The organism is Methylotenera sp. L2L1 (genome assembly GCF_000744605.1).
In the GTDB taxonomy this organism is placed as follows: domain Bacteria; phylum Pseudomonadota; class Gammaproteobacteria; order Burkholderiales; family Methylophilaceae; genus Methylotenera.
This window is the reverse complement of the sequence record NZ_JQMG01000001.1, coordinates 2119399-2134074: the sequence shown is the minus strand read 5'-3', so window position 1 is coordinate 2134074 and position 14676 is coordinate 2119399. Positions and strand designations below refer to the sequence as shown.

Genomic DNA, 14676 nt, shown 5'->3' with positions numbered 1-14676 from the left:
ACTCAGTAATTTTTAATCTTTAGTTATTAGTAATTCTTAACCTTTAATAATTCTTAACATAGTTGAGCGCTTGTTCTAAACGCTCAACTGAAACAACCTCGATGCCATCGATCCGCTGCTTTGGCGCATTGGCTTTAGGTACAATCGCTTTGGTAAAACCAAGCTTTGCTGCTTCTTTCAAACGCTCTTGTCCGCGCTGTACAGGCCTAACCTCCCCCGCCAAACCAACCTCACCAAATACAATCAGTTTATTATCTAATGGTTTGTTTTTTAAAGAAGAAGTGATTGATAAAAGTACAGCCAAATCAACCGCCGGCTCTGAAATCTTAACGCCACCGACTGCGTTAATAAATACGTCTTGATCAAAGCATGCTACGCCAGCGTGACGATGCAATACTGCAAGCAACATAGCTAAACGGTTTTGCTCCAACCCTACACAAAGCCGCTTAGGATTAGGGGCATGCGCCTCATCAACCAATGCTTGAATTTCTATCAGCAGCGGACGCGTACCTTCCATGGTGACCGTAATACAAGAACCTGCCACTTGCTCACTATGATGAGATAAGAACAGTGCGGATGGATTAGTTACTTCGCGCAAGCCTTTTTCTGTCATCGCAAAAACACCTAGCTCATTGACTGCACCAAACCGGTTTTTAAATGCACGAATCAAACGGAAACTTGAGCTTTGGTCACCTTCAAAATATAGCACGGTATCCACAATATGCTCCAGCACGCGAGGACCCGCTAAAGCCCCTTCTTTTGTCACGTGGCCAACCAATATCACAGTAATGCCTGCTTGCTTTGCCAAACGTGTCAGCTGCGCAGAGCATTCTCTTACTTGTGCAACAGACCCAGGGGCCGATTGTAGCGCCTCAGAGTATACAGTTTGAATAGAATCGATGACTGCAATATCAGGCTTATGCTTTTGCAGCATGCTGATAATTTTTTCTAGATTAATTTCTGCAAGTAATGATATCGGGCTTGCGTCTAAACCAAGTCGCTTAGCACGCATGGCAATTTGCTGGGGTGACTCTTCACCACTGACGTAAATTGCTTTTCTTACACTGCCTATATGGCATAAGGTCTGGAGCAATAAAGTAGATTTACCTATACCGGGGTCGCCGCCAATTAACACCACGCCGCCGGACACCAAGCCACCGCCAAGCACGCGATCAAACTCACTCACGCCTGTAGGTTGTCTTGGTACTTCCGCAGCTTCCACTTCCGCTAGCTTTTGTAAACCAGCCGTTTCTGCCAGTGGCGCGAAACGGCTTGCACTTGCTGTTTCAGCGATGGTTTCAACCAGCGTATTCCATGCATGGCAGCTTGGACATTGCCCCTGCCATTTGGGCTCGCTTGCGCCACATTCAGTACAAGTATAAATGGTTTTGGCTTTAGCCATTAATCAACCACTTTCATTGGTACGCGTGGGGCAACCGCACAGAGCAATTCATAACCAACTGTATCAGAAGCTGCCGCGACGGCATCTACAGGCACTTGCTTACCCCACAGCTCGACTGGGGAGCCAATGTTCGCTTCGGGTATGTTCGTTAGATCGCAAAACAACATATCCATTGAAACACGCCCCAATGTGGAGGTTAATTTTCCCGCAACTGCGATTGGTGCGCCGCCCTGCTGATAACCATTCACCAAACCAGCATGTCTCGGGTAACCATCAGCATAACCACAGGCTACGATACCGATACGTGTAGCTTTTATAGCCGTAAAGCGGTTGCCGTAACCAACAGTTTCACCAGCTTGAACCTCTTGTACCCCAATAATTTCTGAAGTAAGTTGCATCGCTGGCACCAAGTCATATGCAGCTGCGGCCGTATCACCTACTGGGCTAGCGCCATAAAGCATAATGCCAGGACGCACCCAGTCTGCATGCGCATCTGAATGTCGTAAAATAGTGGCAGAGTTAGCCAAAGACACGGGAGAGTCTAATCCCTGCGTAATTCTTTTAAACAAACTCAAGGGCTTCTCAATACCAACGTCATCATCTGCAGTTGCAAAATGTGTCATTAGCGTAATGTCAGCAACGTTTTTGCAAGCTTTCAACCGCTCATAAGCTGCAATGAAAATGTCGGGCTTGAACCCTAATCGATTCATGCCTGTATTCATTTTAAGGTGAACGTGCATTGGTTTGGCTAAGGTAGCAGATTCCAACATAGCAAGCTGCTGTATAGAATGAATGACAATATTAAGACCAAAGCCAGACGCAACATTAAGCTCTTGCTCGCAAAACACGCCTTCTAGCAATAAGATTGTTTGCTGAAACCCAGCATCACGCAAATCAATGGCTTCATTAATACCAAGTACGGCAAAGCCATCAGCAGCGCCTAATCCATGTGCGACATTGATTAAACCATGTCCGTAGCCATTAGCTTTAACTACTGCCATCACTTTTGAACGAGGTGCAAACTTTCTTACAGCAGCTAAATTATGCCGTAATGCATGAAGAGAGACAGTGGCTAGGATTGGACGCATTGCTTCACTCTAGTATTCTTGCGACTAATACTATTAAGACTAGTACTCATCGGCCATGTGCCCACTACCAGCAAAATTCTCAAAGCGCGTATGTTGGCCAAGGAACGTCAATCGAACTCTACCGATTGGGCCATTCCGTTGCTTACCGATAATGATCTCTGCAGTGCCTTTGTCTGGAGAGTCTGGGTTATAAACTTCGTCACGGTAAATAAACAAAATGACGTCCGCATCCTGTTCAATCGCACCAGACTCACGTAGGTCACTCATCACCGGACGCTTATCCGGACGCTGCTCTAGGCTACGGTTTAACTGAGAAAGCGCAATCACCGGTACATCAAGCTCTTTAGCCAACGCTTTTAATGACCGTGAAATTTCCGAAATTTCTGTTGCACGGTTTTCGCCCTGCTTACCTGATGGCGCTGTCATTAACTGTAAGTAATCGATAACGATTAAACCTAATTTACCGGTCTGACGATGTAGCCTTCTCGCTCTTGCTCGCACATCGAAACTGCTTAAACCAGCACCTTCATCAATAAACAGAGGCGCCTCATTTAACTTGCCTAGCGCGGTTGTCAGCTTTTCCCAGTCTTCATCTTCTAATCGACCTGTACGCATACGATGCTGATCTAATCGACCTACAGAGCCAATCATACGCATTGCAAGCTGTGTACCTGCCATCTCCATTGAGAATACAGCCACAGGCAAGCCAGTATCAAGCGCTACGTTTTCTGCAATATTCAGTGAGAAAGCAGTCTTACCCATAGAAGGACGACCTGCGACAATGACCAAGTCACCGCCTTGAAGGCCAGAGGTCATTGAGTCTAAGTCAGCAAAACCAGTTGGAATACCAGTGACGTCTGATTGATTATCACGTGAGAATAATTGATCGATACGATCGGCCACCTGCGGCAACAACACTTTAATGTCAATAAAACCCTCAGTGCTACGCTTGCCGCCTTCAGCAATTTGGAATATCTTGGCTTCGGCTTCATCCAGCAATTGCTGCGCATCGCGACCATTCGGCGCGTAAGCACTTTCTGCAATCCCTGAACCCACAGCCACCAATTGACGCATCACATAACGCTCATGCACAATCTCTGCATATCGACGAATATTGGCTGCAGTTGGAGTATTTTGTGCCAACAAACCTAGGTAGGCAATACCACCAACTCCAGAAAGTTCAGCGGAGTTTTCCAGCGACTCAGCCACTGTGACAATATCAGCGGGCTTGTTGTGCTCGATCAGCTTGGAGATATGTTCAAAAATAAGCTTGTGGTCGTAGCGGTAAAAGTCTTTACCACTAAGAATATCAGCGATTTTATCAAGCGCCTCATTCTCAAGCAGCAAGCCGCCAATAACAGATTGCTCTGCTTCTACAGAATGTGGAGGTATTTTAAGTGCATCTAATTGATCATCGGCCATAGCCATGATTATATCAGTGCACGATTAACTCGCTAAGCGTTTATGTCATCAAAATTTTATTATTGATTTCTACTGGCATAGTATACGTTTCCGGTTTTCGACTAGCGGAACCAACTAGCTGATTCATAAATATGCGCATAAAACATTTAGCTTAAGTGATGACCTATTTAGATGAAAATGTGAATGAGACGCCAAAATGCAAAAAGCCGACCATTTAGGTCGGCTTTCTTCAAAGCTATAACTTAATTACGCTTCAGCAACCACTGTAACAGTGATGTCTACTACAACGTCGTGATGTAACGCTACTGTTACTGCGTGATCACCAATTGTTTTCAATGGGCCGTTTGGTAAACGAACCAATGATTTAGCAACTTCATGACCTTGAGCAACTAAAGCTTCAGCGATATCACCGTTTGTTACAGAACCGAACAAACGACCATCAACACCAGCTTTTTGAGTAACTGTCACAACAAAACCAGCTAATTTCTCACCACGCGCTTGTGACGCAGCCAAAATTGCAGCTTGTTGTTTTTCTAATTCAGCACGGCGCGCCGCAAATTCAGCTTTGTTAGCTTCTGTTGCACGTTTAGCTTTACCTTGTGGGATCAAAAAGTTACGACCGAAACCGTCTTTAACTTTAACAACATCACCTAACACACCAAGATTAGCTACTTTTTCTAATAAAATTACTTGCATGCTTATATCTCCTTAGCCTGGGTGTTTGTCAGTGTATGGTAACAATGCCAAGAAACGAGCGCGTTTAACCGCTGATGTTAATTGACGTTGATAGCGAGCTTTAGTACCCGTCATACGTGCTGGGATGATTTTTGCATTTTCAGAGATGAAATCTTTTAAAAGATCAACATCTTTGTAATCTACTTCTTTGATGCCTTCTGCTGAAAAACGGCAGTAACGGCGGCGTTTGTACATATCTCTTGCCATCTTAAACTCCTAAATTCTTTAATTTATGTAAGCACTGCTTACATCGTCTTTATGTCATTAATATGCATAACCAATTGTGTGCTTTTAAGACTGCGTTTAGCTAAAAAACCTTGCGCCATTATTTGAACGCCTTGCTTTAAGCCTTTTAATGCTAGGTCACCTAAGACTACTGCATTAATTTCACACTCTGCTTTACGTTTCATGCCAGCTTCAACTTGCTCTGAAACATGCCGCAATACAACACTTAACAACGGTATGCCTGCTGGTGTGTAGCGAAGCGGTTCAATTTGCACCACCTCAGCCTGTATCACCAATTTATTCAATTAAGCAGCAGCTGCCTCAGTTGGCGCAGCCGGTGCTGCATCTTTACTCAACACTGATTTAGATTTCTCTTCTTTCATCATTGGTGATGGTGCAACTACAGCAGTTTTAGTAGCCATTGTTAGATGACGCAATACTGCATCGTTGAATTTAAAGCCATGCTCTAATTCTTCTAACACTGTTTGGTTACATTCAATGTTCATTAACACGTAGTGTGCTTTGTGAATTTTTTGGATTGGATAAGCCAATTGACGACGGCCCCAGTCTTCTAAACGGTGAATTGCACCACCGTTAGTAGTGATGAGTGCGCGGTAACGCTCAATCATCGCTGGCACTTGCTCGCTTTGGTCCGGATGGACGATAAATACTACTTCATAATGTCTCATAGACACTCCTTTTGGATAAAAGCCACCCACTTTATGCAGTGTGACAAGGTAAAAAAACAAAAACTACTCGATATCACTACCGAGCAAGCGCAGAATTATAGACAAAAGCACAACACTAATCAAATTATATTTAATAAAATCAATCGTTTTGCACTATAAAACTTAACTATCATGTAGCTTTAGGCATTTAACGTTTACCTAAGCACTAAACAAGGTCTGGCATTTCCGCACCATAAAATTTAATTCTGAGCTTTTTAAGCTGATCCCTAAAGTCTGCAGCTTTTTCAAACTCCAGGTTTTTAGCGGCATCGTGCATGGCTTTTTCCAAACGCTTCATTTCTTTAGTGATTTGTTTTTCACTTAAAGATTCGTAATTCGCCTGATCTTGCAACGCCTTACGTTCGCGCAAGGCTTCATCTTTATCATAAACGCCATCAATAATATCTTTAATGCGCTTAGATACACCCTTAGGCACAATGCCGTGTTTCTCGTTAAAGGCTTTTTGCACTCCACGCCTGCGTTCGGTTTCATCCATCGCCAACTTCATACTGCGCGTGATTTTATTGGCGTAAAAGATTACCTGACCATTTAAATTACGTGCTGCGCGCCCTGCCGTTTGAATCAAGCTGCGCTCAGAGCGAAGGAAGCCTTCTTTATCTGCATCCAACACCGCAACTAAAGACACCTCAGGGATATCCAGACCCTCTCGCAGTAAGTTAATTCCAACCAGCACATCAAACTCGCCCAAGCGTAAATCCCTAATAATTTCCACACGCTCTACGGTATCAATATCGCTATGTAAATAGCGCGTTTTAACGCCATGCTCGCTTAAGTAATCCGTTAAGTCCTCAGACATGCGCTTGGTGAGCGTGGTCGCTAACACGCGCTCGCCAACATCAACACGCTTTTTGATTTCGCCAAGCAGGTCATCCACTTGTGTATCTGCTGGTTTGACGATGATTTCAGGGTCTATCAAGCCGGTTGGGCGCGCAATCATCTCCACCACTTGCTGCTGATGATTTTTTTCATAGTCCGCAGGGGTAGCAGAAACAAACACACTTTGACGCATGATGTGCTCAAACTCTTCAAACTTTAACGGCCGATTATCCAGCGCAGATGGTAAACGCCAGCCGTAATCCACTAAATTCTCTTTACGCGAACGGTCACCTTTATACATAGCGCCAATTTGCGGCACCGTCACGTGGCTCTCATCGATAATCATTAAAGCGTTATCGGGCAAATAATCAATCAGGGTTGGTGGCGGATCACCCGGGTTACGCCCAGATAAATGGCGTGAGTAGTTTTCAATCCCCTTGCAGAAGCCAATTTCATTCAGCATTTCAAGGTCAAAGCGTGTACGCTGTTCAATTCTGGCTGCTTCTACCAGCTTATTATCTTTCAGATAAGCACTTACGCGGTCTTTGAGCTCATGCTTGATTTTTTCCATCGCACGTATTGTTGTCTCGCGTGGTGTCACGTAGTGGCTAGACGGATAAACCGTATAGCGCGGGATTTTATTAAAGACTTGCCCAGTCAGCGGGTCAAACAAAGTGATTGATTCAATCTCATCATCAAACATTGAAATGCGTACCGCAGTTTCGTTGTTTTCAGCGGGGAATACGTCGATTACATCGCCGCGCACCCTGAAAGTACCGCGCGAAAAATCAAACTCGTTTCTATCGTATTGCATGCCTACCAAGCGCTGAATCATATCGCGCTGCGCTATTTTTTCACCCACCTGCACATGCAGCACCATGCCGTGATAATCGGTTGGGTCGCCAATACCATAAATCGCCGAAACAGTCGCCACGATAATACTATCTTCGCGCTCCAGCAGTGCCTTGGTTGCAGAAAGCCGCATCTGTTCAATATGCTCATTGATGCTGGAATCTTTTTCAATAAACAAATCACGCGACGGCACATACGCCTCAGGCTGGTAGTAATCGTAATAGCTCACGAAATACTCAACAGAGTTATTTGGGAAAAACTCTCGGAACTCACTATATAACTGTGCGGCCAATGTTTTATTCGGCGCCATGACGATTGCAGGGCGACCTGTACGCGCAATTACATTAGCCATCGTAAAGGTCTTACCGGAACCGGTCACACCGAGCAAGGTTTGAAACTTAAGCCCATCGTTAATGCCTTGCGTTAATTTATCAATCGCCTGCGGTTGATCGCCTGCGGGAGGAAAAGGCTGATGGAGCTGATATTTACTATTAGGAAATGTAACGAACACGTTATGCTTTATATTGATATAAACACTTAAATTTTAACAGAAAATTCAATAACAACCGCCAACTAATATTGGCCTGCATTTTCTTAAAATTTGAATGATTCGAACTTTGCTAATGATGCAGAGTCTTTTAACAAAGACTGGGCTAAGAGCATACAAAACATCAATCATTAACACTGTTAGCGATTACCCGTTTCTATTAGCACGTATTAATAATCAGCATCATTAACTTTTGGAGTCACTCATGCGTAGATTTGTTCTGCTTGTAGTATTAATGAGCCTTACACACACTGCCTCAGCATTAGATCAGGCTAAAGTTCTTAAATCTTTACAATCAGTAGTGATGATCCGTGGGTACAACAGTAGTGGCGGTTTAGCATATGGCTCTGGTGTTGTTGTCGCGGAAAATAAAGTCATTACCAATTGCCATATTTTCCGCAGCACTAAAGCCCCATGGGTAACACGTGGAGAAGATACGTATGAAATTGATTCGGTTCAAGCGGATCGCTGGCATGACCTATGTTTAGTCACAGCAAAACTACCATTCACCCCAGCACCTATTGGTAGTAGCGCTAATATAAAAAGAGGCCAAGAGGTACTATCTATAGGCCACTCTAATGGTGTACTTGCGCCAATCACCTCCTCAGGAGTCATTAAAACCACTTATGACTTTGATGGTGGAAAAGTTATCCGCAGTAGTGCCAAATTCTTAATGGGTGCGAGTGGAAGTGGAATATTTGACACTGAAGGCACCCTTTTAGGCATTAATACATTTAAAACACCTGGTCGCCCAGCCTACTTTTACTCACTCCCTATCGAGTGGCTAGCAAACTTACAAAAGCTACCAGTTGAAACCACATTCCCAATTACTGGCAAAGCATTTTGGGAGGAGGACGATAACAACAAGCCATTTTTTATGCAGATGGCTATCCCTGAAATTAACCAAGACTGGCCTAAATTAATGCAGGTCGCGACCAAGTGGACTGAAACCTACCCTAAGGATACTGAAGCATGGTACGAACTTGGCGTCGCTCAAGAAAAATTAAATAAATTAGATGATGCAAAAAAATCCTACTTACAATCAGTGGCGATTGACCCTACGAACACCAACGCCCTGTTTAGACTAGGTGCAATTGCGCAATCGACCGGAGATCAAGTCAGCATGAGTAAAATCAATTCAACGATTGCTAAAATTGATGAAAATCTAGCCAAAGAATTTAGCGAAATGTTAGGTTGCAACATCCACTGCTAGACTAGCATAACTCAATCCGCAGCCAATCAATCCGAGACGGCATCTATTTGCTTGCCGTCTTCTTGCACTTTTTAGGCGTCGCGCTATTCCTAATCCACATATTTGTGCGTAAAATGGCGGCAATTCAACCGGTTACATACAAATTTGTCTTAAGGAACAGACCTTGTCACACTCCGTATTATCTCAACGCGTTTTATCAATCAAAGAGTCTCCTACACTAGCCATTACAGCAAAGGCTGGCAAGTATAAAGCTGAAGGTCGTGACATTATCGGTCTAGCAGCTGGCGAACCAGATTTTGATACGCCCCAACATATTAAAGATGCAGCCAAAGCTGCTATTGATGCTGGCTTTACAAAATACACCCCCGTTGCTGGTATTCCAGGGCTTAAAAAGGCGATTGTTGCAAAATTCAAGAACGAGAACGGCTTTGACTACGCACTGAATGAAGTGATTGTAGGCGTTGGTGGTAAACAAACTATTTTTAACCTTTGCTTAGCCGTACTGAACAAAGGTGATGAGGTGATTATTCCTGCACCATACTGGGTGTCTTATGCAGATATCGCATTGGTGGCAGAAGCTACACCGGTAATTCTTGAGTGCGGCATTGAACAAGGCTTCAAACTGACAGCTGCCCAATTAGAAGCGGCAATCACACCAAAAACCAAGTTATTCATGATCAACTCACCGTCTAATCCAACGGGCGCTGTCTACACACTGGCTGAGTTGCAAGCATTAGGTGGAGTTTTGCTGAAGCACCCACATGTTTTAGTAGCAACAGATGACATGTATGAACACGTGAACCTCACCGGCGACAAGTTCTATAACATCCTAAACGCTACACCAGCGTTAAAAGACCGTTGCATCGTGCTTAATGGCGTATCCAAAGCGTACTCTATGACCGGCTGGCGTATTGGCTATGCAGCAGGCCCCGCTTACATCATTAAAGCGATGGAGATCTTACAGTCTCAATCAACCAGCAACCCGACTTCTATCTCTCAAGTGGCAGCACAAGCAGCACTAGAAGGCTCTCAAGAATGTATCGTACCGATGGTCACTGCATTTAAAGAGCGCCACACTTATGTTGTTAACCGCTTCAACAGCATGCCAGGGCTAAGCTGCCTAATGGCTGGCGGGGCGTTTTATGCATTCCCAGATGCACGTGGCGCAATTGATAACTTATTTCAGGCTGGAAAAATTAAGGCAGCAACGGATATGGCGCTAGCTGAATATTTGCTTGAAGAATTTGACGTTGCAGTGGTACCTGGCTCCGCATTTGGTGCAGAGGGTTACTTCAGAATTTCATTTGCAACATCAATGGATAACTTACGTAACGCACTAGATCGCATTGAAAAAGCACTAAAATAACTTAGCACTAGCGACTTGCCCACATGGCTTAAATTGAACGATTTAAGCCATACAAGGTTTACATGTCAGACCACACATGCAAACTAAGAGTGTAATCACAAATAAAGGCTTGTTTCGAACAGTTAATCGTTCTGAAATAAGCCTTTAAGTTTATCTAGCGCACCAGCGGCTTTTATACCCACACTAGTACCAACACCAGGGCCTAAAATTGCAGTTCCAGCTACAGCGCCAGCGATTGCTGCTTTCGAAGGTAAAACCACAGGATTATCAACGGTACCAGACACATCAAGCGGGATTGCAACCAAACTGACACTACGCTTGAGCTCTATTTCACCAGTACCGTCCAGCTCTTTATTCGCGTTAATCTTAACCTGCCCTGTTCCAGACAATAAACCTGAAGTCATTTTAAGATGACTTAAGTAATATTGCTTACCCTTAGCATTGAGCGTCCCCGAGAACTCATCAAACGCCGTTTGGCCACCTGCAGTTTGCTTGGTTAATAGACTTGCTACTTTTATTAAATCCAGCCCATGCAATACACCATGATTCACTGTAAATTTAAAATCTGCATTTAAATAATCTGCCAAGGCACTAACATCTTTTGCCGAGCCAGAGAAGCGACCGTTACCTGACAAATCACCACTCAAATAAACGGCTCGACTTACCAGCCTGCTTGGTTCTTTAACAGCAAGATTTTCTATGTTCACGTGGCCGCTGGTGCGCCAATTCTTGCTCCAAAACACATTCAGGTTCGCAGTAATTTTGCCACCGTACAGAGCAACATCCACACGTGGAATTTCCAATCGATCCGCTTTTAAATGCATATCTAGCTCAGCGCTATCAATAAACAAGGGCAAGCCAGCTGGTAACGTCCATTTCTTAGCCCTGACAGAAATCAAATGTGCACCAGCCTCAGGCGTTATATTGGCAACTAAAGTAGCATCTAGCGTCTCAAGTTTCGCAGAGTCTAATTGATTAGCATTAGTTAAATTAACCTCAAGGTTAAGCGCAGGCAGCTTCATATCAGGCCAATCAAGGGTTAGCGCATCAACAGCAACATGCCTCACATTAACAACAGTACTAGGCTCACTAGTCTCTTCTTGATTTTTATCAAGCAGCGCAGACAGGATAACTACCGCCGCTTTTTTGACTGTTGGTCTAGTAACGCTAATATCAACGACTCTAGTCTCAGAAAAAACAGTACTTAAAGATGGAATAACAGCAAGCTGTTCCACCTTCAGCTCATCGTCATTTCCCACACTTAAACCATCGATAACAACGCGCGGACTAGGAAACAACATCAAGTGACCAGAAGAAATACTGACAGGCACCCCTAATTGATCACTAGCAAGCTTTTCTGCTTCATTTAGGTAAGTTCTAATCGGAATGAAAAAAGGTAGAATAATCAACACGCTAATTAAAGCCAGCATTCCAATTAATATTTTTTTATTTTTTTTCATTAAAATTTCCTAGAATTTAGCGAGTAGTGATTGACCAAAGCGCGCTCCATAAGTATTATAGCGCCTTCACCGATTCCTCAATAGCTCAGTTGGTAGAGCGCCGGACTGTTAATCCGTAGGTCCCTGGTTCGAGCCCAGGTTGAGGAGCCAATTTAAGCCTTGCAATAATAGGCTTTATATCGAGTGAAACCAATATTCCTCAATAGCTCAGTTGGTAGAGCGCCGGACTGTTAATCCGTAGGTCCCTGGTTCGAGCCCAGGTTGAGGAGCCAAACACAAAAAACCTTGCAGAAATGCAAGGCTTTTTCTTTTGCAGCAAAGACTCCCCGCCCTTTTCATACATCACATTAGCAATCACTAGTGATTACCCATGCCAACGCCTATGTACAATGGCATAAATCCAAGTCAGCTTATTGCACATTCAATACGTTCGGTGCAATATACAGCGTATATGTAATTAAGGTATAAAAAACCATGCTCTGGAAAAACTCAAATACGCGCTACGGTAGCATTTCAATCATCTTGCACTGGTTAATGGCATTGGTATTTATTGGCGTATATGCTTGTATTGAGCTACGCGAGCTTTATCCTAAAGGCAGTGACCCTCGCGAAGCGCTAAAAGCTTGGCACTTTATGCTGGGATTATCGATACTACTTCTAGTGACGATGCGCTTATACTTTAAAGCCACCTCATTAACTCCAGCCATCACCCCTCTGCCTGCAAAATGGCAAATACTCAGTGCAAAATGGGCGCACCTAGCACTTTATGTGCTGATGATCGGCATGCCCGTACTCGGTTGGTTTCTACTAAGTGCGGCTGGCAAACCCATTCCGTTTTTTGGCTTAGAGCTACCGGCGCTCATCACAAAAAATAAAGACTTGGCTTCATCCCTAAAAAAACTGCATGAAACCATCGGTGTGTTAGGTTACTACCTGATAGGATTGCATGCCATAGCTGCGTTATTCCATCATTACGTCGTCAAAGACAATACATTGGTTAGAATGCTACCTCGCCGTTAAGAAGTACATGTTGTTATAACAATTAACTATAAATACTAGATACGAATAAAAATGAATAGGCTTGAGGTTTAAATGGCACGTCCTGAAAAGATTCGCCTTGGTGAAGTGTTGGTTCAGCAAAATTTAATTACTGCTGAAGATTTAAATAAATCTCTTGAAGAGCAAAAACGTACAGGCCGTAAGCTTGGCCGTATTTTTGTAGATAGCGGCTATGTCACAGAAACACAGATTTCTGAGGCGTTGGCACATCAGCTAAAAATCCCTTACATCAATATCCAGCAATTCAGCACAAAAACTGAAATCATTAATAAGCTACCAGAAGCACAAGCACGACGTTTTCGCAGTGCCGTATTAGAAGATAGAGGCGGCACTTATTTAGTGGGTATGGTTGACCCAACCGATCTGTTTGCCTACGATGAAATCGTACGCATATTGCGTAAAGACATTGAGCTTGCTGTTGTGCAAGAAAATGCCCTACTGCAATTGATTGACCGCAGTTACCGTCGCACCGACGAGATTTCAAGTCTTGCCATGGAGCTTGGTCAAGACCTTGGTGATACCACTATTGATTTTGCAGCACTTGGCATCACAGGTAATAGTGAAGAAGCACCCGTTGTTAAATTGCTTCAAACTATTTTTGAAGATGCTGCACAAGTACGCGCATCTGATATCCATATTGAACCACAAGAAAATAAGCTGCATATTCGCTTTAGAATTGATGGTGTGATGCATCTACAAACTGAAGCTGAACTAAAAATTGCTTCAGCATTAGTTTTACGCCTTAAGTTAATGTCTAGTTTAGACATTTCAGAAAAGCGCCTACCCCAAGACGGTCGATTTGCATTAAAAATCAAACAACAGCCTGTTGATGTACGTATATCCACCATGCCAACACAATATGGCGAGTCAGTGGTCATGCGTATGCTGATTCAAAATAGCAGTAATTTTTCATTAGAAAAATTAGGCATGCCGCCTGATATGCTTGAGCGTTTTCGTAAACTGATTCATCGCCCAAGCGGCATGGTGTTGGTTACCGGTCCAACTGGTAGCGGTAAAACAACTACGCTATACGCGGCTTTGAACGAACGCAACTCAGCTTCTAATAAAATCATCACTGTTGAAGACCCTGTTGAATACCGCTTGCCTGGCATCAACCAAGTGCAAGTGAATGAAAAAATTGATTTAGACTTCTCACGCGTACTTCGCTCAGCCTTAAGGCAAGATCCAGACATTATTCTTGTGGGTGAAATGCGCGATCATGAAACAGCGCAAATCGGCTTAAGGGCTGCGATGACAGGCCATTTAGTACTATCAACATTACATACCAACGATGCAACTAGCACCTTGGTTCGAATGATAGACATGGGCGTACCCCGCTACATGGTAGCAACCTCCATATTAGCCGTGATTGCACAGCGTTTAGTACGCATTATTTGCGAGGGCTGTTCTGAACCTTATGAACCCCAACCATTTGAGCATGCATGGTTACGCTATGAACTTGGAAACGACACCGAGCGTCATCAATATGCTCAGGGCAAAGGCTGTAGTTTATGCAATGGTACTGGCTATCAAGGTCGACTTGGTGTTTACGAACTGCTCGAAATGAATAATGAGCTGATTGATGCCGCAAGCCACCATGACCCCAATCACTTTATTAAATTAGGTCGCCAAACCATGGCGGGTAAAACTTTGCGTAAAAGTGCAATTGACCTCGTCATCACTAAGCGTACGACCGTTGCCGAAGCCATGCGCATTAGCAATCAGTTTGAGGAATAAGCAGC

The 14676-nt window shown here is 43.8% G+C and carries 13 protein-coding genes and 2 tRNA genes; 6 read left to right on the top strand and 9 right to left on the bottom strand.

All coding sequences use genetic code 11. From position 1 onward, the window contains the following. Nucleotides 1-43 precede the first annotated feature (43 nt). From radA to uvrB, 8 genes are all read right to left on the bottom strand, one after another. Nucleotides 44-1402, bottom strand: coding sequence for a DNA repair protein RadA (gene radA / locus FG24_RS10060; RefSeq protein WP_036303109.1), 1359 nt, complete (start codon nt 1400-1402; stop codon nt 44-46). Continuing rightward, nucleotides 1402-2490, bottom strand: a complete 1089-nt coding sequence (gene alr, locus FG24_RS10055; protein WP_036303107.1) for an alanine racemase — start codon at nt 2488-2490, stop codon at nt 1402-1404. Before alr ends, radA begins: the two co-directional genes overlap by 1 nt. A 39-nt stretch (nt 2491-2529) precedes the next feature. After that, nucleotides 2530-3912, bottom strand: coding sequence for a replicative DNA helicase (gene dnaB / locus FG24_RS10050; protein WP_036304240.1), 1383 nt, complete (start codon nt 3910-3912; stop codon nt 2530-2532). Between the two features lie 246 nt (nt 3913-4158). Then, nucleotides 4159-4608 carry a 50S ribosomal protein L9 gene (rplI, locus tag FG24_RS10045; protein WP_036303103.1) on the bottom strand — a complete coding sequence of 150 codons (450 nt, stop codon included), beginning with the start codon at nt 4606-4608 and terminating at the stop codon, nt 4159-4161. Between the two features lie 12 nt (nt 4609-4620). Next, nucleotides 4621-4854, bottom strand: a complete 234-nt coding sequence (gene rpsR / locus FG24_RS10040; protein WP_015832124.1) for a 30S ribosomal protein S18 — start codon at nt 4852-4854, stop codon at nt 4621-4623. A gap of 38 nt (nt 4855-4892) precedes the next feature. Next, entirely contained in the window at nt 4893-5177 is a 285-nt protein-coding gene (gene priB / locus FG24_RS10035) for a primosomal replication protein N (protein WP_036303100.1), read from the bottom strand. Further along, the gene (gene rpsF, locus FG24_RS10030; RefSeq protein WP_036303097.1) at nt 5178-5561 is read right to left on the bottom strand and encodes a 30S ribosomal protein S6; all 384 of its coding nucleotides are present in this window, start codon (nt 5559-5561) and stop codon (nt 5178-5180) included. A 205-nt stretch (nt 5562-5766) separates the two neighbouring features. Further along, nucleotides 5767-7800: an excinuclease ABC subunit UvrB gene (uvrB, locus tag FG24_RS10025; protein ID WP_036303094.1), complete on the bottom strand. Its 2034-nt coding sequence runs from the start codon at nt 7798-7800 to the stop codon at nt 5767-5769. Nucleotides 7801-8041: 241 nt separating this feature from the next. Between uvrB and FG24_RS10020 the strand changes: the two genes are divergently transcribed. Continuing rightward, nucleotides 8042-9049, top strand: a complete 1008-nt coding sequence (locus FG24_RS10020) for a trypsin-like peptidase domain-containing protein (protein WP_036303089.1) — start codon at nt 8042-8044, stop codon at nt 9047-9049. Nucleotides 9050-9212: 163 nt separating this feature from the next. Next, the gene (locus FG24_RS10015) at nt 9213-10415 is read left to right on the top strand and encodes a pyridoxal phosphate-dependent aminotransferase (protein WP_036303087.1); all 1203 of its coding nucleotides are present in this window, start codon (nt 9213-9215) and stop codon (nt 10413-10415) included. A 122-nt stretch (nt 10416-10537) separates the two neighbouring features. On the opposite strand, the gene FG24_RS10010 is transcribed toward FG24_RS10015, so the two are convergent. Then, complete coding sequence (locus FG24_RS10010) at nt 10538-11875, bottom strand: AsmA family protein (protein ID WP_036303085.1); 1338 nt, start codon at nt 11873-11875, stop codon at nt 10538-10540. Nucleotides 11876-11949: 74 nt separating this feature from the next. Here FG24_RS10010 and FG24_RS10005 point away from each other — a divergent pair. The 4 genes from FG24_RS10005 to FG24_RS09990 all read left to right on the top strand — a co-directional run bounded on the left by FG24_RS10005 (nt 11950) and on the right by FG24_RS09990 (nt 14671). After that, nucleotides 11950-12025 (top strand) — tRNA-Asn (locus tag FG24_RS10005). Nucleotides 12026-12071: 46 nt separating this feature from the next. Further along, nucleotides 12072-12147 (top strand) — tRNA-Asn (locus tag FG24_RS10000). A gap of 202 nt (nt 12148-12349) precedes the next feature. After that, the gene (locus tag FG24_RS09995) at nt 12350-12895 is read left to right on the top strand and encodes a cytochrome b (RefSeq protein WP_036303083.1); all 546 of its coding nucleotides are present in this window, start codon (nt 12350-12352) and stop codon (nt 12893-12895) included. A 72-nt stretch (nt 12896-12967) separates the two neighbouring features. Continuing rightward, nucleotides 12968-14671: a GspE/PulE family protein gene (locus FG24_RS09990; protein WP_036303081.1), complete on the top strand. Its 1704-nt coding sequence runs from the start codon at nt 12968-12970 to the stop codon at nt 14669-14671. The last annotated feature ends 5 nt before the right edge of the window (nt 14672-14676 follow it).